General features: G+C 58.7%; 20 protein-coding genes, 1 tRNA gene and 1 pseudogene. 12 read left to right on the plus strand and 10 right to left on the minus strand.

Annotated features, from left to right (window positions below; genetic code table 11):
• Window positions 1-63: 63 nt before the first annotated feature.
• Together O3S81_RS06830 and O3S81_RS06835 are read left to right on the plus strand one after the other, a co-directional pair.
• Window positions 64-1,029: an acetylxylan esterase gene (locus tag O3S81_RS06830; protein ID WP_269341777.1), complete on the plus strand. Its 966-nt coding sequence runs from the start codon at window positions 64-66 to the stop codon at window positions 1,027-1,029.
• Window positions 1,026-1,754, plus strand: coding sequence for an esterase family protein (locus tag O3S81_RS06835; protein WP_269341779.1), 729 nt, complete (start codon window positions 1,026-1,028; stop codon window positions 1,752-1,754). Before O3S81_RS06830 ends, O3S81_RS06835 begins: the two co-directional genes overlap by 4 nt.
• A 14-nt stretch (window positions 1,755-1,768) precedes the next feature.
• Here O3S81_RS06835 and O3S81_RS06840 read toward each other — a convergent pair whose 3' ends face one another.
• From O3S81_RS06840 to O3S81_RS06850, 3 genes are all read right to left on the minus strand, one after another.
• Window positions 1,769-2,638, minus strand: coding sequence for an ornithine carbamoyltransferase (locus O3S81_RS06840; RefSeq protein WP_269341781.1), 870 nt, complete (start codon window positions 2,636-2,638; stop codon window positions 1,769-1,771).
• Between the two features lie 89 nt (window positions 2,639-2,727).
• A complete protein-coding gene (pgi, locus tag O3S81_RS06845; RefSeq protein ID WP_269341783.1) occupies window positions 2,728-4,353 on the minus strand; it encodes a glucose-6-phosphate isomerase in 1,626 nt (541 codons plus the stop codon).
• 130 nt (window positions 4,354-4,483) lie between these two features.
• Window positions 4,484-6,196: a long-chain fatty acid--CoA ligase gene (locus O3S81_RS06850; protein WP_269341784.1), complete on the minus strand. Its 1,713-nt coding sequence runs from the start codon at window positions 6,194-6,196 to the stop codon at window positions 4,484-4,486.
• 356 nt (window positions 6,197-6,552) lie between these two features.
• Here O3S81_RS06850 and O3S81_RS06855 point away from each other — a divergent pair, with 356 nt between their 5' ends.
• The 6 genes from O3S81_RS06855 to O3S81_RS06880 all read left to right on the plus strand — a co-directional run bounded on the left by O3S81_RS06855 (window position 6,553) and on the right by O3S81_RS06880 (window position 14,401).
• Complete coding sequence (locus O3S81_RS06855) at window positions 6,553-7,602, plus strand: ABC transporter ATP-binding protein (protein WP_269341786.1); 1,050 nt, start codon at window positions 6,553-6,555, stop codon at window positions 7,600-7,602.
• 153 nt (window positions 7,603-7,755) lie between these two features.
• Window positions 7,756-8,772: an extracellular solute-binding protein gene (locus O3S81_RS06860; RefSeq protein ID WP_269341788.1), complete on the plus strand. Its 1,017-nt coding sequence runs from the start codon at window positions 7,756-7,758 to the stop codon at window positions 8,770-8,772.
• A 72-nt stretch (window positions 8,773-8,844) separates the two neighbouring features.
• Window positions 8,845-10,521: an ABC transporter permease gene (locus tag O3S81_RS06865; protein WP_269341790.1), complete on the plus strand. Its 1,677-nt coding sequence runs from the start codon at window positions 8,845-8,847 to the stop codon at window positions 10,519-10,521.
• Window positions 10,522-10,700: 179 nt separating this feature from the next.
• Window positions 10,701-12,890 (plus strand): TonB-dependent siderophore receptor, encoded by a 2,190-nt coding sequence (locus O3S81_RS06870; protein WP_269341792.1) that lies wholly within the window; start codon window positions 10,701-10,703, stop codon window positions 12,888-12,890.
• Between the two features lie 109 nt (window positions 12,891-12,999).
• Window positions 13,000-13,881, plus strand: a complete 882-nt coding sequence (locus O3S81_RS06875) for a helix-turn-helix transcriptional regulator (protein WP_269341794.1) — start codon at window positions 13,000-13,002, stop codon at window positions 13,879-13,881.
• Between the two features lie 127 nt (window positions 13,882-14,008).
• Entirely contained in the window at window positions 14,009-14,401 is a 393-nt protein-coding gene (locus tag O3S81_RS06880; RefSeq protein WP_269341796.1) for a PRC-barrel domain-containing protein, read from the plus strand.
• 91 nt (window positions 14,402-14,492) lie between these two features.
• Here O3S81_RS06880 and O3S81_RS06885 read toward each other — a convergent pair whose 3' ends face one another.
• From O3S81_RS06885 to O3S81_RS06895, 3 genes are all read right to left on the minus strand, one after another.
• Window positions 14,493-14,735, minus strand: a complete 243-nt coding sequence (locus tag O3S81_RS06885) for a DUF982 domain-containing protein (protein ID WP_269341798.1) — start codon at window positions 14,733-14,735, stop codon at window positions 14,493-14,495.
• Window positions 14,736-15,051: 316 nt separating this feature from the next.
• Complete coding sequence (locus tag O3S81_RS06890; protein WP_020811433.1) at window positions 15,052-15,210, minus strand: YqaE/Pmp3 family membrane protein; 159 nt, start codon at window positions 15,208-15,210, stop codon at window positions 15,052-15,054.
• A gap of 60 nt (window positions 15,211-15,270) precedes the next feature.
• Complete coding sequence (locus O3S81_RS06895) at window positions 15,271-15,576, minus strand: hypothetical protein (protein ID WP_269341799.1); 306 nt, start codon at window positions 15,574-15,576, stop codon at window positions 15,271-15,273.
• Window positions 15,577-15,666: 90 nt separating this feature from the next.
• Between O3S81_RS06895 and O3S81_RS06900 the strand changes: the two genes are divergently transcribed.
• Window positions 15,667-15,876 carry a helix-turn-helix domain-containing protein gene (locus O3S81_RS06900; RefSeq protein ID WP_269341801.1) on the plus strand — a complete coding sequence of 70 codons (210 nt, stop codon included), beginning with the start codon at window positions 15,667-15,669 and terminating at the stop codon, window positions 15,874-15,876.
• A gap of 89 nt (window positions 15,877-15,965) precedes the next feature.
• Here O3S81_RS06900 and O3S81_RS26565 read toward each other — a convergent pair.
• The 3 genes and pseudogenes from O3S81_RS26565 to O3S81_RS06910 form a co-directional block, all read right to left on the minus strand.
• Window positions 15,966-16,055: pseudogene (locus O3S81_RS26565) on the minus strand (type II toxin-antitoxin system HicB family antitoxin); the annotation flags it as partial.
• A gap of 54 nt (window positions 16,056-16,109) precedes the next feature.
• Window positions 16,110-16,185: transfer RNA gene (locus tag O3S81_RS06905), tRNA-Thr, on the minus strand.
• Between the two features lie 136 nt (window positions 16,186-16,321).
• Window positions 16,322-17,284 (minus strand): NAD(P)H-dependent flavin oxidoreductase, encoded by a 963-nt coding sequence (locus tag O3S81_RS06910; RefSeq protein WP_269341803.1) that lies wholly within the window; start codon window positions 17,282-17,284, stop codon window positions 16,322-16,324.
• Window positions 17,285-17,538: 254 nt separating this feature from the next.
• Between O3S81_RS06910 and O3S81_RS06915 the strand changes: the two genes are divergently transcribed.
• Window positions 17,539-18,687, plus strand: a complete 1,149-nt coding sequence (locus O3S81_RS06915) for a hypothetical protein (protein ID WP_269341805.1) — start codon at window positions 17,539-17,541, stop codon at window positions 18,685-18,687.
• A 48-nt stretch (window positions 18,688-18,735) separates the two neighbouring features.
• On the opposite strand, the gene ppk2 is transcribed toward O3S81_RS06915, so the two are convergent.
• The gene (gene ppk2 / locus O3S81_RS06920) at window positions 18,736-19,617 is read right to left on the minus strand and encodes a polyphosphate kinase 2 (RefSeq protein WP_269341807.1); all 882 of its coding nucleotides are present in this window, start codon (window positions 19,615-19,617) and stop codon (window positions 18,736-18,738) included.
• 232 nt (window positions 19,618-19,849) lie between these two features.
• Here ppk2 and phoR point away from each other — a divergent pair, with 232 nt between their 5' ends.
• Both phoR and O3S81_RS06930 read left to right on the plus strand, forming a co-directional pair.
• Window positions 19,850-21,121 carry a phosphate regulon sensor histidine kinase PhoR gene (gene phoR, locus O3S81_RS06925; protein WP_269341809.1) on the plus strand — a complete coding sequence of 424 codons (1,272 nt, stop codon included), beginning with the start codon at window positions 19,850-19,852 and terminating at the stop codon, window positions 21,119-21,121.
• A 195-nt stretch (window positions 21,122-21,316) separates the two neighbouring features.
• Window positions 21,317-22,351 carry a substrate-binding domain-containing protein gene (locus tag O3S81_RS06930; RefSeq protein WP_269341811.1) on the plus strand — a complete coding sequence of 345 codons (1,035 nt, stop codon included), beginning with the start codon at window positions 21,317-21,319 and terminating at the stop codon, window positions 22,349-22,351.
• The last annotated feature ends 122 nt before the right edge of the window (window positions 22,352-22,473 follow it).

Raw genomic sequence — 22,473 nt, forward strand, 5'->3', positions numbered from 1 at the left:
AAAAACCGTTATTTCGCGATTATCAAGCTTGTGTCCGCTGTTTTTTCACGAAACAAGCATCGCATGAGCGTTCCCAAAACCCATCCTTTCGATTTCGACCCCAGCTATGGCATGCAGCGCGAGCAATTGCTCGCCATTACCCCACCGGAAGCGCCGCCGGGTTTTGATGATTTCTGGAAGAAGCGCTATCGCCGTGCGCTCGCAACAGATCCGCGGCCGGTGCTGCGCAGGAGCAAGTTAACCCACCCCCGCTGGCAGGTCCTCGATCTTTCCTACACATCCACCGACGGCTTCCGTATCGGCGGATGGCTGCTTTTGCCGCGCGAGGGACAGGTGCGGCGCGGCCTCGTCGTCGGGCACGGTTATGGCGGCCGTGAGGCTCCGGATTTCGATGTGCCGGTGGAGGAAACGGCTGTGTTGTTTCCCTGTTTTCGCGGGCTTTCGCTCAGTGCATGTCCGCCGATTTCGTCCGATCCGGCCCTTCATGTCCTCTACAATATCGACAGGAAGGATGATTATATCATCGGCGGTTGCGTCGATGATCTGTGGGTCGCCGTTTCGACGCTTGTCAGCCTTTATCCCTGGCTGGAAGGGCAGGTGGGGTATAGCGGCATCAGCTTCGGCGGCGGCATCGGCGCCCTGGCCATCCCTTTCGACGCGCGTATAGATCGGGGCCATCTGGTGGTGCCGACCTTTGGCCACCGACCGTTCTGGCTGACGCTGCCTACCGTCGGCAGCGCGGATGCGGTCCAGACCTATCAGAAGACCCACGCCAATGTGCTCGAAACCCTGCGCCTGTTCGATGCTGCCTGTGCCGCAGCCCGAATAAAGGTGCCGATGCTGGTCGCGCCCGCGCTTTTTGATCCGGCAGTCGCACCGCCCTGCCAGTTCGCGGTGGCCAATGCTTTGCCGCAATCAAAATTTAATGAAATCTTCATCCTAGACGCAGGCCATTTCGATTACCCTGACAGCGCATCGCAAGATGCGGTCCATAAGGACAAGGTCAGACGGTTTTTCAAGGTGCCATGAAACGCGAATATCTCCGCTGGTATAGTCACAGGCTCCATCGCGACATGGAGCTCCTGATATTCGGTCATGCCGGCGCGAAGGTGCTGATGTTCCCGACACGCGACGGGCGCTTCTTCGAATATGAGGAATTGGGCATCGTCGATAGCCTTTCCGACAAGCTGGAGGCCGGCCACCTCCAGCTTTATTGTATCGAGGGTCTGGCACGGGAAAGTTTTTACGCGGGCCATAACCATCCCGCCGACCGTGTGCGCCGTCACGCGGCACTTGAGGCCTATATTCTCAATGAAGTGCTGCCGCTGATGGCGGAGAAAAACCCGGACGGCGACACGATCGTGCAGGGTTGCAGCCTCGGTGCCTTTCAGGCGGCGAGCCTCGTTTTCCGCCACCCACATCTCTTCACCAAGCTCGTCGCCTTTTCCGGCCGTTACGACCTGACGATGAAGGTGGAATCCTTCGGTGATCTGTTCGACGGCTATTATGACGACGACGTCTATTTCCACATGCCGAGCCACTTCCTGCCCGGCCTTGCCTGCCCCCTCCGGCTGGAACAGCTGCGCCGCATCGACATGGTCTTCACCATCGGCGATGCCGACCCGTTTCTCGACAACAACCATCATCTGAGCCGTTTGCTTTCAGACAAGCAGGTGGGGCATCAGATGCATGTCTGGGAGGGGCGCGCCCATCGTGCGGGTGCCTGGCGGAAGATGGCGGCGCTTTATATTTGAAGACGCAGCGCCTCTCAGGTCAAAAGAAATTCCATCAGGGCGTTCTGCGCATGCAGAAGATAGGCCTTGGCAGCCCGGCTTTGGCAGGCCGGGTGCAGCATGGCGTCTGCAGTTACTTCCTGTCCACGGGCGACCGGCGGGCAGGGCAAAAAGATCGTGTCAGGCCTCATCCTGTCTAGAAGAGATGCGGATATGCTAAAATCGGCAAGATCGTGATCCGATCCGGCAGGCCAGGAATCGGTAATGATCACATCCGCGTCGAGCAACTCCGTGATGTCGGAGCTTGTCCTGAAGTTTGAATTGGTGAGCGCGGGATCGATGACATGCCATTGATCGGGATAGACCTGTGTGACCTGAATCGGCAGGGATATCGAGGCCTCTACCCATGAGCGTAGAATATTGGCATCCGGTGCCACACCCACAATTTTGAGGCCGTCTATACGGCCCCTCACACTTTTGACGTAGGCCAAATCGCCAAGCGTTTCGCATGGATGATTGGATCTGGTCCGCGCGTTGATGACGGGTGCACTCATTTCGGCTGCAAGTGCTCGCAGGGTCGAGAGTTCTTTCGTGCGGACAGTCAGCAGGTCGAACCAATTGTCGAGATAGCCCGCCAGATCGACAATTTCTTCGCGGCCATTAAAGCTGATTGGAATGGTGACGCAAATACCGCCCATCGCCTGAATACCAAGATCGAAGGCTGCGGTATTGCGCCAGCCGCTGTCATCAACGATCAGCCCGACGCGCTTTCCCTTGAGAGTTTGTGGCATGGTGGCCGTCGACCAGTGCCCGGCCAGACTGCCGGCACGGTCCATGATCGACAGGACCGCATCCGCGGGCAGATCATGAAACTCCAGGAAATCCTTTCCCGGCCGGAACGGCATAGGCACCTCCAAAACGACATCCCATCCATGCTGTATTAAAAAAGCCGGAAGTTTCCTTCCGGCTCTCGCAAGATCGTGGCGGCTGCGTCTTATCCAGCCAGCCCGGCAAGCGTCTTCACCAGCCCCTGTGTAGAGCTGTCATGGCCGGCGGCACTTTCTTTGCCTTCGACGACGGGAAGCAGGCCCGTTGCCAGTTCCTTGCCAAGCTCCACGCCCCACTGGTCGAAGGAGTTGATGCGGAACAGCACGCCTTCCACGAAAACGCGGTGTTCGTAAAGCGCGATGAGGCGGCCGAGTGCGAAAGGCGTCAGCCTGTCGTAAACGAAGGTGATGGAGGGGCGGTTGCCGGTGAAGACGCGGTGCGGCGCGATGAAATCGGCCAGTTTGTCTTCCATGCCCTTGGAGGTGAGCTGGGCTTTGGCCTCGGCAAGCGTGCGTCCCTTCATCAGCGCTTCCGACTGCGCCAGGCAATTGGCGATGAGAAGCTGGTGCTGGTGGCGCAGTTCCGGCTCGAAACCATTGGCGGCGATCATGAATTCCGCCGGAATGACGCTCGTGCCCTGGTGGATCAGCTGGTAGAAGGCGTGCTGGCCGTTGGTGCCGGGCTCGCCCCAGACGACCGGGCCGGACTGGCCTTCGACCGGCGTGCCGTCAATGGTCACACCCTTGCCGTTCGATTCCATGTCCAGCTGCTGAAGATAGGCCGGGAAACGCGACAGGCGCTGATCATAGGGCAGGATCGCGCGTGTCGGATAGTTCAGTACGTTGCGGTTATAAAAACCGATGAGGCCGAGCAGCATCGGCAGGTTTTCGCGGATCGGCGCCTCGCGGAAGTGGCGATCCATGGCATGTGCGCCATCCAGGAACTTGCCGAAATTGTCCGGCCCGATGGCGATCATCAGCGGCAGGCCGATGGCCGACCAGATCGAATAACGTCCGCCAACCCAGTCCCAGAAACCGAAGATGCGATCGCTTTCGATACCGAAGGCGGCGACCTTTTCCAGCGCGGTGGAAACGGCGGCGAAGTGGTGCTTGACCGCGTTTTCACCCAGCTTTTCGGCGATGAAGCGGCGCGCGGTGGCGGCATTCGTCATCGTTTCGATGGTGGTGAAGGTCTTCGACGCCACGATGAAGAGCGAGGTTTCCGGGTCGATGAGCTTCAGCGTATCGGCAATATGTGCGCCATCGATATTGGAAACGAAATGCGCGCGCGGGCCGTCATGGAAAGGTGCGAGCGCGAGCGTCGCCATCACCGGGCCGAGGTCGGAGCCGCCAATGCCGATATTGATGACGTCGGTGATTTTTTTGCCCGTCGCGCCCTTGAGCGAACCGGAACGAATGGCATCGGCAAACTTGCCCATGGCGGCGAGAACGCCGTTCACATCCGGCATCACATCCTTGCCGTCCACGAGAACCGGCGTGTTGGAGCGGTTGCGCAGTGCGGTATGCAGTACGGCGCGGTCTTCGGTGAAGTTGATGGCCTTGCCGGAGAACATTTCCTCACGCTTGGCCTCGACACCACCCTCGCGCGCGAGCTGTTCGAGAAGGGTTATGATCTCCTCGTTCACTGCGCATTTGGAGTAGTCCATCAGCAGGTCATCGAATTGCGCGCTGAAACGGCTGAATCTCTTGTCGTCGGCCGCAAAGGCGGCGCGAAGATCGGTTGCGGCTGTGCTGCTTGCCGTTGCTTTCAGTTTTTCGATGGTGGCCTGCATCTTGTGCTCCTCGGCTTCCGTGGAAGGATGAGGAAACTATTCTTTTTCCAGCGGCCAAATCAAGGCGACTTCGATAAAAGAAAAGGGCCGGGAGAAAAGAAAAGAGCCGGTCGCCCGGCTCTCCCTTCGTTCAGTTCAGGTTGCGCAATTCGCGCCGCAAAATCTTGCCGACGTTCGATTTCGGCAGCTCGGTGCGGAACTCGATGATCTTCGGCCGCTTGTAGTTCGTCAGGTTCTTGGCGCAGAAGGCCTTGAGTTCGGCTTCCGTGAGCGCCTGGTCCTTCTTGACGACGAAAAGCTTGACGGTTTCGCCGGAATGTTCGTCCGGAACGCCGATCGCGGCGCATTCCAGCACGCCCGGATGGCTGGCGGCCACTTCCTCGACCTCGTTCGGATAGACGTTGAAACCGGAGACGAGGATCATGTCCTTCTTGCGGTCGACGATCTTGGTGTAACCGCGTTCATCCATGAACCCCATGTCGCCCGAGCGGAAGAAACCGTCCGCCGTCATGGCTTTTGCCGTCTCATCGGGCCGCTGCCAATAACCGGCCATGACCTGCGGTCCGCGAATGCAGATTTCACCGACTTCGCCGGTCGGCAGGCTGTTGCCGTCCTCGTCGCGAATGTCGATTTCGGTCGAGGAGATGGGCAGGCCGATGGTGCCGCTGAATTCCCGGGAATCGAGGCGATTGACCGTTGCCACCGGCGATGTCTCGGAAAGACCGTAACCTTCGGCAATCGGGCAGCCGACGATGGAAAGCCAGCGTTCCGCGACGGGTCTCTGCACGGCCATGCCGCCGCCGAGAACCAGAATGAGCGTCGACAGGTCGAGCTTGCGGAAATCCTCATTGTTCATCAGCGCATTGAAAAGCGTATTGATGCCGGGAAAAACATGCGGACGAAAATGCGACAGCTCCTTCACGAAGCCGGGAATATCGCGCGGATTGGCGATCAGCAGGTTGTGGCCGCCAAGTGCAATGCCCATCAGCGAATTCACCGTCAGCGCGAAGATGTGGCACAGCGGCAGCGCACAGATGAAGTTCAGAACCTCCGGGCGGTCCTTGTGGCCGTTGAAGGCGGCGTCCAGCCACAGGCTGATCTGCGCCTTGTTGGCGAGAAGATTGGCATGGGTGAGAACCGCGCCCTTGGATACGCCCGTCGTTCCACCGGTATATTGCAGGAAGGCGATGTCCTGCGCCGTAAGGCTGACCGGTTTCAGGGAGGATCCCTGGCCTTCCTTCAGCATCGCCTTGAAGCTGATGGAGCCGGGGATGGCATAAGCAGGTACCAGTTTCTTGACCTTGCGAACCACCAGATTGACGATATGTCCCTTGAGGCCGAGAAGATCACCCATCGCCGCGACGACCACATGCCGGACGGCGGTTTTTGGCACCGCCTGCTGCGCCACATGGGCGAAGTTCTCCAGCACGAACAGGGCTTTTGCGCCGGAATCCTTGAGCTGATGTTCCAGTTCGCGCGGCGTGTAGAGCGGATTGACATTGACCACGACCATGCCCGCCCGCAAAATTCCATAAACCGCGACGGGATTTTGCAGGATGTTCGGCATCATCACCGCAACCCGGTCGCCTTTTTCCAGTCCCCTGGATTGCAGCCACGCGGCGACCGCGCGGGTGTCGACGTCGAGCTCCCGGTAGGTCAGGGATTTTCCCATGCTGGAAAAGGCCTTGCGGTCGGCAAATTGCTTGCAGCTCTTTTCGAGAAGGTCGACGAGGGAGGCATTTGCCGAGGCGGGAATCTCTGAAGGCACGCCCGGCGGATAGGATGCCAGCCAGCGCTTGGCAACACCGACATTTTCCGGATGTCCCAGGGACAATTCACTCATGCTGCTCCTCCCAGAGTCTTTGTCGCGCCGTGCGTTCCATGAAACACGAGGGGGCGCTTTGTGCTGCCTGATAGTCACGAGGCTCCCGCATCAACCGACCTAACCTGCCGGGCTGAGGGAACCTCATGTGGCGTCACCGGATCGACCGCTCCTCTCGCTCCCCGGTAACGAATGATAGACGCGTAATCCCTTGGCGTCCATCACATCGGTAAAGCCTATTTAACTCTAACGTAAACGTCAATATTGCTGCCGCATATCTCGCCAACTCGTGAAGGGAAACACATTTTCCCGACTTTTTTGACTTTAATCCTGATTTGAGCGATCAACATAATTCGCAAAGCAGGGCAGGATTGGAAATGGCAGGCAGCGCAGCGCTTGAACTGAAATCGGTGGGAAAAAGATTTGGCGATACGGATGTTCTGTCCGATATCGATCTTGCCGTTGAACGTGGCGAAATTATTTGTCTGGTGGGACGCTCCGGCTGTGGAAAATCGACTTTGCTGCGTATTGTGGCCGGCGTGGAAACACCGGATCGCGGCAGCGTTTCCTTAAATGGCAATGTTGTTGCCGGGTCTGCTGCCTTTGTCGAACCGGAAAAGCGCAATATTGGTTTCGTCTTTCAGGATTACGCGCTGTTCCCGCACCTGACGGTGGAGCAGAACGTCATGTTTGGTCTCCGGTCGCTGCCGAAGGCCGAGGCGCGCCGCCGTGCTGCGGAAATGATCGATCATGTTCATCTGCAGGATCTGGCTAAACGTTATCCGCACACGCTTTCGGGTGGCGAGCAGCAGCGCGTGGCGCTTGCCCGTGCACTTGCCCCGCAGCCCGGCCTGCTGCTGATGGATGAGCCCTTTTCCAATCTGGACCGTGGATTGCGCGACAGCGTGCGTGAGGAAACGCTCGGCCTTCTGCGGCAACTGGGCACCACGGCGATCATGGTCACCCATGATCCGGAGGAGGCGTTATCGGCAGGTGACCGTGTGGTGCTGATGCAGCGCGGGCGCATCGTCCAGAGTGGTACGGGTTACGAAATCCACGACAATCCCAAAACCCGCTATGCCGCTGATTTTTTCTGCGCCTTCAACAAGATCGAAGGCCGGGTGAAACAGGGCCGCGTCGAGACGCCGCTCGGGCTGCTGGGCGATGCTTCCGATCTGCCGGATGGTCTTGCCGCAGTCGCCTATGTTCGCCCCAATGCGATTTCGATCATCGAGGATGGCGCTGCCAAAGAGGGCATTGCTGGCGAAATATCGAGCCGCGTCTTCCTCGGCGAGATCGAGCAGCTTGGCATAGCCGTGCCTGGACTGCCCGCCGATCTGCGGGTCAGGACGATGCAGCGCACGCCCGCCAGAACCAAGGCCGTACGCTTTGGCATCGATCCCAAGGGGGTCCTCATATTTACCTGAAGTTGAATGAGCGGATTGGCCTTTTTATTCCCCGCCCTGTTTTCAACTCTTGGTGATCAAGGACGTGCGAAAAACCGAGAAATAAAACTTGATTTGCACCGTCATGTATGATGTTTGCTCCCCTATTGCCGCTATCGGAGAGGGAGACACCATATGACAAAATTTACTCGATTTGCCCTGCTTGCCAGCACGGTTGCCTTTGCCGCCGGAACGGTGAACGCCGCTGAGCTCAACATCTACACAACCCGCGAGCCGGGCCTGATCCAGCCCCTGCTGGAATCCTTCACCGCGTCGAGCGGCGTCAAGGTCAACACCGTGTTCCTGAAGGACGGTCTTGCTGAGCGCGTTCTGAGCGAGGGTGCCAGCTCGCCTGCCGACGTTCTGATGACGGTGGATGCCGGAAATCTCGTTGATCTCGCCGAAAAGGGTGTCACCCAGGCGGTCGAATCCGAGACGCTGACCAAGGCTGTTCCGGCTGAGCTTCGCGATACCAAGGGTCACTGGTTCGCGCTTTCCATGCGCGCCCGCGTCCTTTATGCGGCGAAGGATCTCGATCTCGCCTCCTTCAATTATGAAGATCTGGCGGATGCGAAGTGGAAGGGCAAGGTCTGCATCCGCGCCGGCCAGCATCCCTATAACACGGCGCTGTTTGCCGACTACATCGCCCATTACGGCGCGGCGGACACCGAAAAGTGGCTTGCCGGTGTCAAGGATAACCTTGCCCGCAAGGCTGGCGGCGGCGACCGTGACGTTGCCAAGGACATTCTCGGTGGCATTTGCGATATCGGCATTGCCAACTCCTATTATGTCGGCCTGATGCGCTCGGGCAAGGGCGGCGAGGAGCAGGTGAAGTGGGGCGATGCCATCAAGGTGGTTCTGCCGACCTTCAAGAATGGCGGCACGCAGGTCAACATTTCGGGCGCGGCCGTGGCCAAGAACGCTCCGAACAAGGCGGAAGCCGTCAAGCTCCTGGAATATCTTGTCTCTGACGAAGCCCAGAAGATCTATGCCGAAGCCAACTACGAATATCCGGTCAAGCAGGGTGCAGCTCTCAACGAGATCATCGCTTCCTTCGGAACGCTGAAGATCGACAACAAGCCGCTCACGGAAATCGTCTCGCACCGCAAGCAGGCGAGCGAGCTGGTCGACAAGGTTGGTTTCGACAAGTAAGTCCAGTCGACGATAACAAGGTGGAAGGCGTTCGCACCCGCGAGCGCCTTTCCGCGTATTTTCCAGAAGCACATGAACGCAGACGCCACCCAGCCATTGACACCCCGGGCGAGAGCCAGGTTTTCCTCCACCTTCTGGTGGCTGGGCCTTTCGTTGCTGGCGGTCTGTGGCGCCATGGTGCCGGTTCTGGCGCTTGTTTCGCAGGCGGTGCAGGGCTCGGAAGGCCTTTGGGACCATCTCGGCTCGACCGTGCTGTGGACGGCCCTGCCGGATACGGCCATCCTTCTTGCCGGTGTCGGGCTGCTGGCCGGTGTGGTGGGAACCTCTGCCGCCTGGCTGGTCACCGCCTATGATTTTCCCGGCCGCAGAGTGCTGGAATGGGCGCTGCTGCTGCCGCTGGCAATGCCCACCTATATTGTCGCTTACGCCTATCTCGATATTCTGCATCCGATCGGGCCGGTGCAGGGCGCGATACGGTGGCTGCTCGGTTATTCCAGCCCGCGCGAATTCCGGCTGCCGGACATAAGGTCGACGGTGGGCTGCATTGTCCTTCTCGGCTTCGTGCTGTTTCCCTATGTCTATATTCCCGTGCGCGCCATGTTCCTGACGCAGGCGGGTAACCTGCTGGAAGTGGCCCGCACGCTCGGCGTTTCCCGGCGTGCGGCCTTTTTCAAGGTCGCGGTTCCGCTGGCGCGCCCGGCAATCGCGGTGGGTGTCAGTCTCGCGCTGATGGAGGCGTTGAACGATATCGGCGCTTCGGAATTTTTGGGCGTCCGCACTCTCACGGTTTCGGTCTACACCACCTGGGTCACGAAATCGGACCTGCCGGGTGCGGCGCAGATCGCGCTTTCCATGCTGTTCATCGTTGTCGCCCTCGTGGCGCTGGAGCGCTGGGCGCGGCGCAAGCAGCGTTATGCGGTTTCCGCGCAGAAAAGCCGGGAGCTGGAGCCGCTGCGGCTGACCGGCCCGAAGGGCTGGGCGGCCTTTACGCTCGGCAGCCTGCCGGTCCTGATCGGCTTCGTGGCGCCGGCGAGTTATCTCGTCATCGAGGCATGGAAGCGGTTCCGTTTCAGTGGTCTGTCGGCCCGTTTTGCCGATGAGGCCGTGAACACCATCGTCTTTGCCGGGCTGGCGACGTTGATCACCCTGATCCTCGGCCTCGCGGTCGCTTATGCCATGCGCCTTGCTCCGGGGCGCCTGTCGCTCTGGTCCTACCGCCTCTCGACGGTCGGTTATGCGGCCCCCGGCACGGTCATCGCCATCGGCGTGCTGATCGCGCTTGGCGGTTTCGACCGTTTTGTAGACCAGACCATGCGTGACTGGTTCGGCATTTCCACCGGCCTGATTTTCATCGGCAGTGGCGCGGCCCTCATCTATGCCTATTCCGCTCGTTTCCTCACCATTGCGGCGGGCGGTGTCGATGCGGGCTTGAGCCGCATCCCACAATCCTTCGATCACGCCTCGCGCACGCTTGGGCGATCCGCGACCCAGACCTTCCGCCAGATTCATCTGCCGCTTTCCAAAGCCTCGCTGGCGGCGGCGGCACTGCTGATCTTCGTCGATTGCGTCAAGGAACTTCCCGCCACGCTTCTCCTTCGACCGCTCAATTTTGAAACCTTCGCCACCCATCTTTATGGCGAAGCGGCGCGCGGCACCTATGAGGAGGCATCTATCGCAGCACTGGCGATTGTCGTCATCGGCATGCTTCCCGTAGTGCTGCTTGCGCGGATCGGCCGGCGCAAGGGCTGACATCCACGCCTTGCCTTATAAATGACGGGTCTGAAGCTGTGCGAGAAGCCAATAAGCTTCAAATCCGCCCCGAAAACGACAAGCATCCCGTCTTAATCCTGATGTAAACACTCATCTTAATTGAGGTGTTGCGGCCTGTCGGATATGGACATCGGCCGCTATCTGTTTCGGGGCATATCGTGAAAAATTTGCATGGGAAGTTTTTGAGCCGTCTGGCTTTGGGAACGGCTGCCGTTGTTCTGATGGGGCCTGTGATGGGCCACGCACAGGAAACGACCGTCCTGAAACAGATTACCGTTGAAGGACAGGGCGCGGAAAACGCGACAGGACCGGTCCGAGGGTATGTCGCGAAGAAAAGCGCGACGGGTTCGAAAACCGAGACGGAAACGAAAGACATTCCCCAGTCCGTATCGGTCGTCGGCCGTCAGGAAATGAACGACCGCGGCGCCGTGACCAAAATTGACGAGGTGCTGCGTTATACGCCCGGCGTGACGGCGGAGCCTTTTGGCACGGACCCGGATACGGACTGGTTTTACATCCGCGGTTTCCAGGCAACCCAGACCGGTGTGTTCCTCGATGGGCTGAACCTGTTCAGCTATGGTTTCGGCGGTTTCCAGATGGATGCCTACGGTCTGGAGCGGGTGGAGATTCTCAAAGGGCCTGCTTCGGTGCTTTATGGTGGCGCCAATCCCGGCGGTATCGTGCAGCTGGTCCGCAAGCGCACCCAGGACGAGCCGATCCGCGAAACGGAAATCGGCATCAACAATTTCGGCAATGCCTTCTTCGGTTTCGATCTCGGCGACAAGGTTGATGAGCAGGGCGTGTGGAAATATCGCGTCACCGGCAAGGTCTCGGGCGGCGACAATTACACCGACTATTCCGAGGATCTGCGCGGTTTCATCATGCCGCAGATCACCTTCGAGCCGGATGCCCAGACGAGCGCCACGCTCTACGGTTATTTCTCGGCACTCGATCAGGTCCATGTCGGCAACGGCTTCCTGCCCTATGTCGGCACCGTGGTCGATGCGCCGTTCGGCAAGCTTGACCGCAAGGCCTTTTATGGCGAACCGGATATCGATAATGGCCGTGTCTATCAGTCGATGGTGGGCTACGAAGTCAGCCACGAATTCGACAATGGCTGGAAGATCAGCCAGAACGCCCGTTACGGCCACCTCTACAAGCACGAGACCGGACCCTATGCGGGCGGCTGGGCCAATGCCGATGCCAACGGCCAGCCGATCCTCGATCCCGCCACCAACGACTATATGCTGACCCGCTTCGGTTATGACGGCGTGTCGAAGGTTGACAGTTTCGGCATCGATAACCGCCTCGAAGGCCAGTTCGATACCGGCGCGATCAGCCATTCGCTGCTGGTCGGCCTCGACTACAAATATTACCGGCTGGATCAGGTGCAGGCCTGCTGCGGATCGAACGCGATCGGTGCGCTCAATCCTGTTTATGGCTCGACGCAGGGAACGAACTTCGTTTATGCCGACAATATTGTCACCCAACAGCAGATCGGCATCTATGCCCAGGATCAGCTGCGTTTTGGCGATGGCTGGCTGGTCACGCTGAATGGCCGTTATGACTATGTCGATACCGAGCTGGACAACAGGCTGCCGGCGGGTGTTTCCCGCCGCTCCAATGATGACGCGCTGAGCGGCCGTGCCGGTCTGGCCTATGAATTCGACAATGGCCTGACCCCCTATGTTTCGGCAGCCACCTTCTTCAATCCGCTGATCGATACGCTCGCCGACGGCACCCCGGCTTCTCCAGAAGAAGGGCACCAGTTTGAGGCCGGCATCAAATACGAGCCGAGCTTCTTCGACGGCAGCATCACGGCTTCCGTCTTCAAACTGGTCAAGGACAATGCCATCGTTTCCTATACGGCTGGCGGCATAACCACGAGCGGCCAGTTCGGGCAGGTGGAATCCACCGGCTTCGAGTTGGAAGCCAAGGCCAATCTCGACGATAACTGGAAGGCGCTCGCCTCCTATTCCTATACCGATCTCGATATCACCAAGGATGCCAATCCCAACCTGATCGGCAAATCGCCGTGGATCGTGCCCGCTCACACCGCGTCGCTATGGGTAGACTACGCCTTCACCGATGAGACGTTTGAAGGCCTCAGCATTGGCGGCGGCGTGCGTTATCAGGGCAAATCCTGGGCGGATGCGGCAAACACGCTGCGTGTACCAGACGCTGCGGTCTTCGATGCCGCCATCCGCTATGAGAAGAACGACTGGACCGCATCGGTCAACGTCGCCAATCTTTTCGACAAGGAATATGTGAAAAGCTGCGCCGGCGTCTCCGTCTGCGGCTGGGGCGATAGCCGTACCATCACCTTCAAGCTTTCCAAGAAGTGGTGATAGCGGGCCTATGGCCGGCAGTTGCGGGAAATATAGTTTGCCACTATAAACATGAATAGATTTATCATGTTTATAGTGGCGCCATGGCGCCTTGCGGGATCAAGAGGCCATGGCTTTCCGCGTGCGGATGGAAAATGAGATCGAGGGCTTTGCCGTTATCGGCGGTCCGCGTTCGAGGGTGTGGAACGGCATCGTCGCCGATCTCTGGGATGTGCGCTGCGCGCCGAAGGCGGGTGGCCGTTATGTCGGCAAGGATCCGCGTTTCGTTTTCCTGCTCGATATGGATGGGACGGATGACGGCCGGTTCATGATGAACCGCTGCCGCCGCGACACTTACGGATCGTCCAGGGCGAACCGGATTTCCTTCGTGCCCGCCGATCTGGATGTGCATGCCGAACTCAGCAATGTCTCCTTCGTGCGCCATCTCGATCTGCATTTCGATGCGGGTTTGCTGGGTGCACGGCTGGTGCAGGGCTTTGATCCGCACGCTCTTCTCGATCCGCATCTGATGTTCGAGGATGAACGCCTGCTGGCGCTCGCGCGGCTGATCGCTGCCGAATGCGATAATCCCGATCCGCTGCATGATCTCTATGGCGAAAGCCTCGTACTCGCGCTCCTGACGGATTTCCTCAAGGTGAAGCGGGAGCCGGTCAGGAAGCGCAGCAAACTTGCCGCCTGGCAATTAAGGGCGGCGACCGATTATATCCGTGAACATTGCCTGCGGTCGATCCGGCTGGAGGAACTGGCGGAACTCACCAACCTTTCGCAATCCCATTTCAGCCACGCCTTCAAGGCGTCTACCGGTGTGCCGCCGCATCAGTGGCAGATGCAGGCGCGCATCGATCACGTCAAGGAACTGATGATGAGGCCCGACATGGCGCTGACCGATATCGCCATCGCCGCCGGTTTTTCCGATCAGGCGCATTTCTCCCGCGTTTTCCGCAAGATGGTCGGCGTTTCCCCGTCCGTCTGGCAAAAAATCCGCCAGTAGACGCCTTTTCATTTCGTCCTTCTTCAGGGGAATTCCGGTCGCAGCGCCGGGAAGCTTTCGGAACGATTTGCCGGTGCCGGGGTTTACCAGACGTGACACCAACGCGGAAAATCAAGGAGGAAACAAGATGTCTTATCAGGAACCCCACACCGGACAGGACCCCTATGTCAAGGACACGCCGAACCTTATCGCCAGCGACAAGGTGGAAGGCACCCGCGTTTATGGCGCTGACGGCAAGCATATCGGTTCGATCCAGCGCATCATTCTGGAAAAACGCGGCGGGCGGGTCGCTTATGCCGTGCTGAGCTTTGGTGGCTTCCTCGGCATCGGTGATGATTATTACCCGCTTCCCTGGGAGAAGCTTCACTATGACGAGGAAGTGGATGGTTATCGTATCGATCTGACCAAGGAACAGATTGAAAACGCGCCGCACTTCACCAATCTTGACGATGACGACCTGCTCTATGCAAAGGACCGCAAGGTCTATGATTATTACGGCGTATCGCCATACTGGATGTAAGCTTCAAAAAGGCGCCACGGCCTGTTTGCCAGCGGAAGTGCACCCCATAAAGAAACGGCTCCCTTGCGGGAGCCGTTTTCATCCGGGCCTGTCAGTGCGGGTTTTTCTGTATCTCGGAAACCGCATCGGTAAAGCACTTGCGCGCTTCCTCCGGCGATTTGCGTCCGTCCAGGGCGGCGCGGCACGCGCTTCTGGCTCTCACGAAGCTCAATCCGCCAATTTGGGGCCAGCCTTCGGTCAATAATGTCAGCGCTTCGAAGGGGCCGGCGATGACACTCTTGCCATTCGCCTCAAGATTGACCTCGACAGGTTCTGTCCATCTCTCGTTCTTCATCGTGCACCTCCCAGAGCAACGCGATCCCGAAATACACCCGACAAGCGAAGCAACCCATGAACGCAGTCGTGTGTCACTGCTGCCTAGGATATGCGCAAGCCGGCGAATTGACAACGGGGATCAGCGGAAGCCGAAAAACGACAGGATCGCCAGGACGATGACGACGAGGCCGACGATGTAGATGATCTGGTTCATGATATTCTCCTTGGCAGTTGTCATCACCATAACGTGAAGGAGAAGGTGAGGTTCCAACCGCTCTTGAGAATTTAATCACGTACTAAAATGTTGCGAGCGTCCCATCGCCGCAGGCAGGATTTCACCTGCGCAGGATCACCCAGATGGCGTGAATAATGCCGGGAACATAACCGCACAGCGTCAAAAGAATATTCAGCCAGAAATGCAGGCCAAGCCCGACCTGAAGAAACACGCCGACGGGTGGAAGGATGATGGCGATGAGAATACGAATGACGTCCACGATGAAGGGCTTTCCGGTTGCTTGTGATCTGCCGGAGAACGTGTGGTGGGCGGTTTGGTTTCAAAGGTTTTGGTGATCGCGGGAACTGGTGGACGTTTCATCAAGCAGTAGCCCTGGTGACCTTCGGGTTATCTCTGGCCGACGGTTGGCAATCTGCATATGGCCATCGGACTGACGGTCGATAGGCAAAATGATTTCCTCGACAAGCCTCGCCTTGATCTGCTTGCTGACGAGGCGATAACGCGTCAGGATTTTTATCAAGGCCAGCAGGAAGCAGGGAGGAATCAATAGCCATAGCGCCTTGATCCAGTCCGGTGAGGATTGGAATGTATCCAGCAAATCCGCCAAAAAATTGTAATCATTCATGATCTTACGCCATAGGTGGCAGGTGGTTCGAAATCAAATATGTATTAAAATACATGGAGAAATTTTTCACGCAACGGCCTTGTGCCGTTCATGGAGATCAAGAAACGCTTCGGATTGGCTGTAAAGGAAAAGCGGGTTGCGCTGGGCATTTCGCAGGAAGAACTTGCGATGCGCATTGAAGCCGATCAGGCCTATGTAAGCCGGGTTGAAGCAGGGCAGATAAATGCCACCCTTGAAACCGTGGAGCAGATCGCTTCTGCTCTAAACGCAGATGTGGCAGAACTTCTGAAGTTGCCCTAATTTAAATCCAATCCATTCATGCAGTTCTAGCCGGCCGCTATTGGGGTCGAAGATCGAAATGCGGATAAGGCGATACATTCGGCTGGGCATCATTTGCCGTTTGCGTTCGACATCTCGTGTTTAGCCGCACGTGCAAGAAACCCGGATCGTGTCAGCCCTCTCGCTTCAGCGAAGGCATCAGAGAAACTAGGTTCAGGAACCAGCGCTTTGATTTGGATTTCTTTGTTTGAAAATGGTGCCGCTTACGTGACTCGAACACGTGACCCCGTCATTACGAATGACGTGCTCTACCAACTGAGCTAAAGCGGCCCGAGCATGATCCGTTTGTTGCGGATCAGCTTCATGGCGGGCTGATACAGGCAATGCCGACGGATTTCAAGCCTTGAATGCATGGCTTTTGAAATTTCCGCAAAAAGCTTTGCCTGTCCGTTGTTTACAGGTGGCGTCAGGCTTTTGCGCAGATGCGGTTTCTTGCCGCTTCATATTCGCTCGCCAGCCGATCGACCAGTGTCGCCACCGGTTCCACCGCCTTGACGGCGCCGATGCCTTGGCCAGCGCCCCATATGTCCTTCCACGCCTTGGCACCGCCGGTGGCGGTTTCAAAATCCATTTTTGAAGGGTCGGCTTCGGGCAGCTTGTCGGGGTCCATGCCGGAGGCGAGGATAGAGCTTTTCAGATAGTTGCCGTGCACGCCGGTGAAGTAGTTCGAATAAACGATGTCCTTCGCCTGTGCGTCGACGATCGCCTGTTTATAGCCTTCGGAGGCGCGTGCCTCTTCGGTGGCGATGAAGGGGGAGCCGATATAGGCCATATCCGCACCCATCGCCTGCGCCGCGAGGATGGAACCGCCATTGGCGATGGCGCCGGCCAGAAGCAGCGGGCCGTCGAACCATTCGCGGATTTCCTGAACGAGGGCGAAGGGTGAAAACGTGCCCGCATGTCCGCCGGCACCCGCCGCCACCGCGATCAGCCCATCCGCACCCTTGCGAATGGCGGAGCGGGCATGGCGATCGTTGATGATGTCGTGCAGCACGATGCCGCCATAGGAATGCACGGCGGCGTTGACTTCCGGCACCGCACCCAGCGAAGAAATCACCACCGGCACCTTGTATTTCACGCAAAGGCCGAGATCGTGCTCCAGTCGCCGGTTGGACATGTGCACGATCTGGTTGACCGCGAAGGGTGCCGCCGGGCGGTCGGGATTGGCGCGATTATGCGCGGCCAGTTCCTCGGTGATCATCGCCAGCCATTCGTCGAGCTGGCTTTCAGGCCGCGCGTTCAACGCCGGAAAAGCGCCGATGACGCCGGCCTTGCACTGCGCCAGCGTCAGTTGCGGATGCGAAATGATGAATAGCGGTGACGCTATGACCGGAAGACGCAGATTGTCTTTCAGCACGGACGGTAGCATGTCTCCTCCCACGAATTACGTTTACGCGCACGTAAGTCAATATCGTGTTCGGCGACGGATTGAAAGCGAAAACAGCACGGTGCAGACCTCTCGAACCTGCGTTCGTAACGCCACAATGGATCGATTTTCCTCAAGGCAATCCGGTCTTTATCATAAACGACGCTTGCGGAGGGGCGGCATAGCCGTTACCGAATCGTGAAGACATGGCGCAGCGCGGCATATTTTTGCACAGCGCAACAGAACAAGGATCGGTCGTGAGCGGACTGGAAACGGCAATCAGAAATGCTCTGGAAAAATCGGACAGATCGAACGCCGAAGTTCGTGCACGCATTTACCAATCCTCCCGTCAGGCACTGGAAGCGGGCCTGCGCAAGCAGGGCATAGACGATCCGCAGGTCGTCTCCCAGCAGCGCCAGCGGCTCGAAAGCCTGATCCATCTCATCGAAAACGAAGAGCGCAACCGTCTCCTGGACAGGGTGGAGCAGCAATTGCGCCCGCCTGTGCCGGAAAGTCCGGCGCAGGACGATCACTCGGTTGATCCGGTTTCGCAGGGCCCCCATCACGACAATATGGCCGTCGAGCCGGAACTGCGCGGAGAAACGCGCGAGGTGCGGCCGGGTGCCGCTGCCGCTGCTCCGGAGCCGCTTAATGCGGCGCGGCGCAATGGAAAGCCGCCGAAGCGGGGCTCCAGCGCGGCCGATGCGTCGCTTGCTTTCCGTCCGGAAGGCGCGGTTGGCCGCCGCAAGCGCCGTGGCCTGTTTGCCCGGCTTTTCATCTATGTGACGCTTCTGGCCTTTATCGGTTTCGGCGCCTGGTGGGTTTATTCTTCCGGCCTGCTGCTGTCGCCGGAACAGCGCGATACCAGCGTGCCCAATCCGCCGGCGCAGGTGCAGGCGGAGGATTTCAACGGCACGGAGCCCGCGCCGGGCCTTTCGGCAGGCCGGGGCTTTTCCGATGACTGGGTCGAGGTCTTCAATGCCGAGCGGGGCAGTTCCGGCGTTTCGGCCGGCCCGCGCGCCAATGTCGAAAACATCGCCACGCCCGCCGGCAAGGCAATACGGGTGACTTCGAGAAGCGTGGCACAGGATGGCGCCGTCAGCGTCGAGGTTCCGGTGGAGGTGATGCGCGATATGGCAGGCAAGTCCTCGACCATCTCGATCACGCTGCAATCCTCCAGCGATCGCCAGACGCAGGTATCCGTCTCCTGTAATTTCGCTACGCTGGGTGATTGCGCCCGCCACCGCTTCACCGCCACGGCCGAGCGTGCCGACATGCTGCTCAACGCAACATTCGAGCGTTCGCTGTCGCCGAATGCGCCGGGCAAGATTTTCATCAACAGCGATATCGACGGCAGCGGCCGCCCGATCAATCTTTATTCCGTGCGCATCCTGCCGGGCCAGTAAGGGAAGGGACAGGCGCCTCGAATAGGGCGCCCGTCGTGGTTTCCGCTTCTATTTGAGAAAATTCGGTCCCGATCCGACAATCTTGTCGTCGATTTTACCGATTGCCTCCTTGTCCTTGCCCTCATAATCGAGCGCCAGGAGAATATGGCGAATGAGGTTCACCCGCGCCCGGCGCTTGTCATTGGCGCGCACCACCGTCCAGGGGGCGGCATCGGTGTGGGTCTTTTCCAGCATCTCGTCGCGTTTTTGCGTGTAGTCGTCCCATTTCGTCAGCGCGGCAATATCCATGTCCGAAAGCTTCCAGCATTTCAGCGGGCTGTGGCGGCGGTCATGGAAACGGTCGATCTGCGTTTCGCGGCCGATGTCGAGCCAGAACTTGAAAAGATGGATGTCTTCATGGACCAGCATCTTTTCCAGACGCGGGGTTTCCTTGAGGAAGCGCCTGTGTTCATCCGGGGTGCAGAAACCCATGACGGGCTCCACGCCGGCGCGGTTATACCAGGAACGGTCGAAGAGGACGAATTCGCCGGCGGTCGGAAAATGCGAGATATAGCGCTGGAAATACAATTGGCCGCGCTCGGTTTCCGTTGGTTTGGTCAGCGCCACCACGCGGGCATAGCGGGGGTTGAGATAGGCCCGGGTCGCGAAGATCGCGCCGCCCTTGCCCGCCGCATCGCGACCCTCGAAAACCGCCATGACCTTCTTGCCGGTGGCCTGCAGCCAGAACTGCACCTTGACCAGCTCCACCTGCAGCGCCTCCAGGGTGGCGTCGTAATCCTCCCGCTTCATCTTCTTGTCGTAGGGAAAATCGCCGGCGGAAAGTTTCTTTTCCTCCACCCAGTCTGGAAGAACCGGATCGTCGATGTCGAAGCTGCGCAGCTTGCCGCCAATGGTGATTTCGACCGTCCGCTTCTTCGTTTCTTCGGCCATGGTTTCCTCCGGCTGTTGTTGTGTAAAGGCAACTCGCCGCCAATGAGTTCACATCCATTGCCGGAATTCAAGTGAAAGAGGACCGGTTGGCGGGGCTGTGGCGGCGGTGACGATTGCGGCTGCGATTTTGCGCATATACGTTGTGGAAAATGCGCGATGATGAATCTCTGTCATAAAGCTGGCCTATGAGATTTCGATGCGCTGTCAGACAGAGAATGGAAAGCAGGCTGAAATGGCAGTCACGGAAGGCGATGGTGGACTAAGGCTCCTGGGAAGAAAGCTCGGGCGGAACTGGTTGCCCCTTCTCATCGTCAGCATGCTTGCCGTCGTGGCGGTTGCGGAGCTCAACACGCCCTATATGCCCGCCGCCCTGTGGTTCTGCGCCATCATTGCCATTCTCACCGTTCGGGACCGGCCAGCCACGGTTTCCGAAAAGAACGGAAATAGGGGCGAGGAAACGGACGAGCCGGAAGCGCCGAGTGAAAGCGTCGTTTCCGGTGTGAGGGCAGGCCTCGCAGTGCTGGACACGCCCGTTTTCATCCTCGACAAGAATGCCAGCGTCCTGTTTCAGAACGGTGCGGCCGAACGCGCTTTCGGCCAGCTGCCCGCCGGCGCGCATATTTCCGCAAGGCTGCGCTCGCCCGGCCTGCTGGATGTCATCCGCGAAACCATCACCACCGGCCAGCCCAACCAGGTCGAACATTCGGAGCGTTTTCCCTCCGAACGGGTCTTCATCGTTCGCATCGCCCGCGCGGATGTGGGTGAGGGGGCAGGCCCGCCATTCTACATCCTGTCGTTCCGTGACGTCTCGGAGCTTCGCCGCATCGACCGTATGCGCAGCGACTTCGTCGCCAATGCGAGCCACGAATTGCGCACGCCGCTCGCCTCCCTGCGCGGTTTCATCGAAACCATGCAGGGGCCGGCCCGCAGCGACCCAAAGGCGCAGGAGCGCTTCCTTGCCATCATGCTGGACCAGGCAACCCGCATGAGCCGGCTGGTGGACGATCTCATGTCCCTTTCGCGGCTGGAATTGCGGGCAAACATCGCGCCGGACCAGAAGGTCGATCTCGTGCCCGTCATCGGCCATGTGCGCGATGCGCTGCTGCCGCTTGCCGACGAGCTGGATGTGACCATCACGCTGCATCTGCCCGACCGCCCGGCAGAAGTGCAGGGGGACCGCGACGAACTGGTGCAGGTCTTCCAGAATCTCGTTGAAAATGCTTGTAAATATGGCCAGGAAGGCAAGGTCGTGGATGTCTGGCTGCGGGCCGAACCCGGCAAGCCGGTTGAGGTCAGCGTCATCGACAAGGGACCGGGCATTCCCGCCGAACATGTGCCGCGCCTGACCGAGCGTTTTTATCGCGTCAGCGTCGCCGACAGCCGCTCGAAAAAGGGAACGGGGCTGGGGCTTGCCATCGTCAAGCACATCCTCACCCGCCACCGCGCCCGCCTCATTATTAAATCGGAACTGGGCAATGGCACGGACTTCACCGTCAGATTTTGACATAAAGGACGTTGCGGCTTTTAATATCGCAAAACTTTATAAATTAAATCAATAATTTAGGTTGTCACAAATCTTTCACTGAAGTGACATAAAAGGATGTGGCTACGGTGGTTAAGAAAAGGTCGCCGAGCGCAAGCTAAGAGCGAGTGTCGCTATCGGCTGCGTCCACAACAAAGCCCACGACGGGAGAGACAAATGAACTTCGCTAAATTTTCCGCAGCAGCCCTGGTGGCTTCTGTCGCCTTCGCTGGCGCCGCCGCTGCTCGCGACCAGATCCAGGTTGCTGGTTCCTCCACGGTTCTGCCCTACGCCAAGATCGTTGCCGAAACCTTTGCCGAGACCTTCCCGAACTTCAAGGCTCCGGTCGTTGAATCCGGCGGCACGGGCGGTGGTCTGAAGGCATTCTGCTCCGGCGTCGGTGAAGGCACGATCGACGTTGCCAACGCTTCGCGCAAGATCAAGAGCGACGAACTGGCTGCTTGTAAGGCTGCTGGCGTTGCCGACGTTCAGGAAGTGAAGATCGGTTACGACGGTATCGTCTTTGCGATGGACTCCTCCAACAAGGACATCAAGCTTGAGCCGAAGGACCTTTACCTCGCTCTCGCCGCTGAAATCGTCAAGGACGACAAGCTCATTGCCAACCCTTACAAGAAGTGGTCCGAAATCAACAAGGAACTGCCGGACGTAGCGATCGCTGCTTACATCCCGGGTTCCAAGCACGGCACGCGCGAAGTCTTCGAAGAGAAGATCATGGCTGACGGCTGCAAGGAAGCTGGCGCCACCGACGCCATCAAGAAGCTGATCACCGATGCCAAGCAGGCTGCTGCCAAGTGCGTTGCAGTCCGTAAGGACGGCGCTGCAGTCGACATCGACGGCGACTACACCGAAACGCTGGCCCGTATCGACGCCAACAAGACCGGCCTCGGCGTTTTCGGCCTCGCTTTCTATGAAAACAACGCTGACCGCCTGAAGGTTGCGACTGTTTCCGGCGTCGTTCCGTCCACGGAAACCGTTGCCAGCGGCAAGTACCCGGTTTCCCGCCCGCTGTTCTTCTACGTGAAGAAGGCTCACCTGGGCGTTATCCCGGGCCTCAAGGAATATGTCGAGTTCTTCGTTTCTGACGAAATGATCGGCCCCGACTCCCCGCTCGCAAACTACGGCCTCGTTGCCGCTCCGGACAAAGAGCGTGAAGAAATCCGCGCCAAGTTCGCGGCCGGCGCTTCGATGTAATAAAGAAAGAGGGGTGCTGCCTGCCGCACCCCTCGTTCCGCTTCGGTGCCATTCCGCCTCGGCGATTGTCTCCGGTTGACAGTTCCCATCCATCGCCATCCACATGATTATTAATGGATTAC

The sequence above is a fragment of the Agrobacterium sp. SOY23 genome, from assembly GCF_027212525.1.
GTDB classification, from domain to species: Bacteria; Pseudomonadota; Alphaproteobacteria; order Rhizobiales; family Rhizobiaceae; genus Agrobacterium; species Agrobacterium tumefaciens_I.

Coding starts and splice junctions, on each gene's coding strand:
- pgi (WP_269341783.1), bottom strand. CDS start 4,353: ATGCAGGCCACCATCGAAAAACTGAAAGCAACGGCAAGCAGCACAGCC.
- O3S81_RS06860 (WP_269341788.1), top strand. CDS start 7,756: ATGACAAAATTTACTCGATTTGCCCTGCTTGCCAGCACGGTTGCCTTT.
- O3S81_RS06930 (WP_269341811.1), top strand. CDS start 21,317: ATGAACTTCGCTAAATTTTCCGCAGCAGCCCTGGTGGCTTCTGTCGCC.
- O3S81_RS06840 (WP_269341781.1), bottom strand. CDS start 2,638: ATGCCGTTCCGGCCGGGAAAGGATTTCCTGGAGTTTCATGATCTGCCC.
- O3S81_RS06900 (WP_269341801.1), top strand. CDS start 15,667: ATGGAGATCAAGAAACGCTTCGGATTGGCTGTAAAGGAAAAGCGGGTT.
- O3S81_RS06850 (WP_269341784.1), bottom strand. CDS start 6,196: ATGAGTGAATTGTCCCTGGGACATCCGGAAAATGTCGGTGTTGCCAAG.
- O3S81_RS06855 (WP_269341786.1), top strand. CDS start 6,553: ATGGCAGGCAGCGCAGCGCTTGAACTGAAATCGGTGGGAAAAAGATTT.
- O3S81_RS06875 (WP_269341794.1), top strand. CDS start 13,000: ATGGCTTTCCGCGTGCGGATGGAAAATGAGATCGAGGGCTTTGCCGTT.
- O3S81_RS06910 (WP_269341803.1), bottom strand. CDS start 17,284: ATGCTACCGTCCGTGCTGAAAGACAATCTGCGTCTTCCGGTCATAGCG.
- O3S81_RS06865 (WP_269341790.1), top strand. CDS start 8,845: ATGAACGCAGACGCCACCCAGCCATTGACACCCCGGGCGAGAGCCAGG.
- phoR (WP_269341809.1), top strand. CDS start 19,850: ATGGCAGTCACGGAAGGCGATGGTGGACTAAGGCTCCTGGGAAGAAAG.
- O3S81_RS06880 (WP_269341796.1), top strand. CDS start 14,009: ATGTCTTATCAGGAACCCCACACCGGACAGGACCCCTATGTCAAGGAC.
- O3S81_RS06830 (WP_269341777.1), top strand. CDS start 64: ATGAGCGTTCCCAAAACCCATCCTTTCGATTTCGACCCCAGCTATGGC.
- O3S81_RS06885 (WP_269341798.1), bottom strand. CDS start 14,735: ATGAAGAACGAGAGATGGACAGAACCTGTCGAGGTCAATCTTGAGGCG.
- ppk2 (WP_269341807.1), bottom strand. CDS start 19,617: ATGGCCGAAGAAACGAAGAAGCGGACGGTCGAAATCACCATTGGCGGC.
- O3S81_RS06895 (WP_269341799.1), bottom strand. CDS start 15,576: ATGAATGATTACAATTTTTTGGCGGATTTGCTGGATACATTCCAATCC.
- O3S81_RS06835 (WP_269341779.1), top strand. CDS start 1,026: ATGAAACGCGAATATCTCCGCTGGTATAGTCACAGGCTCCATCGCGAC.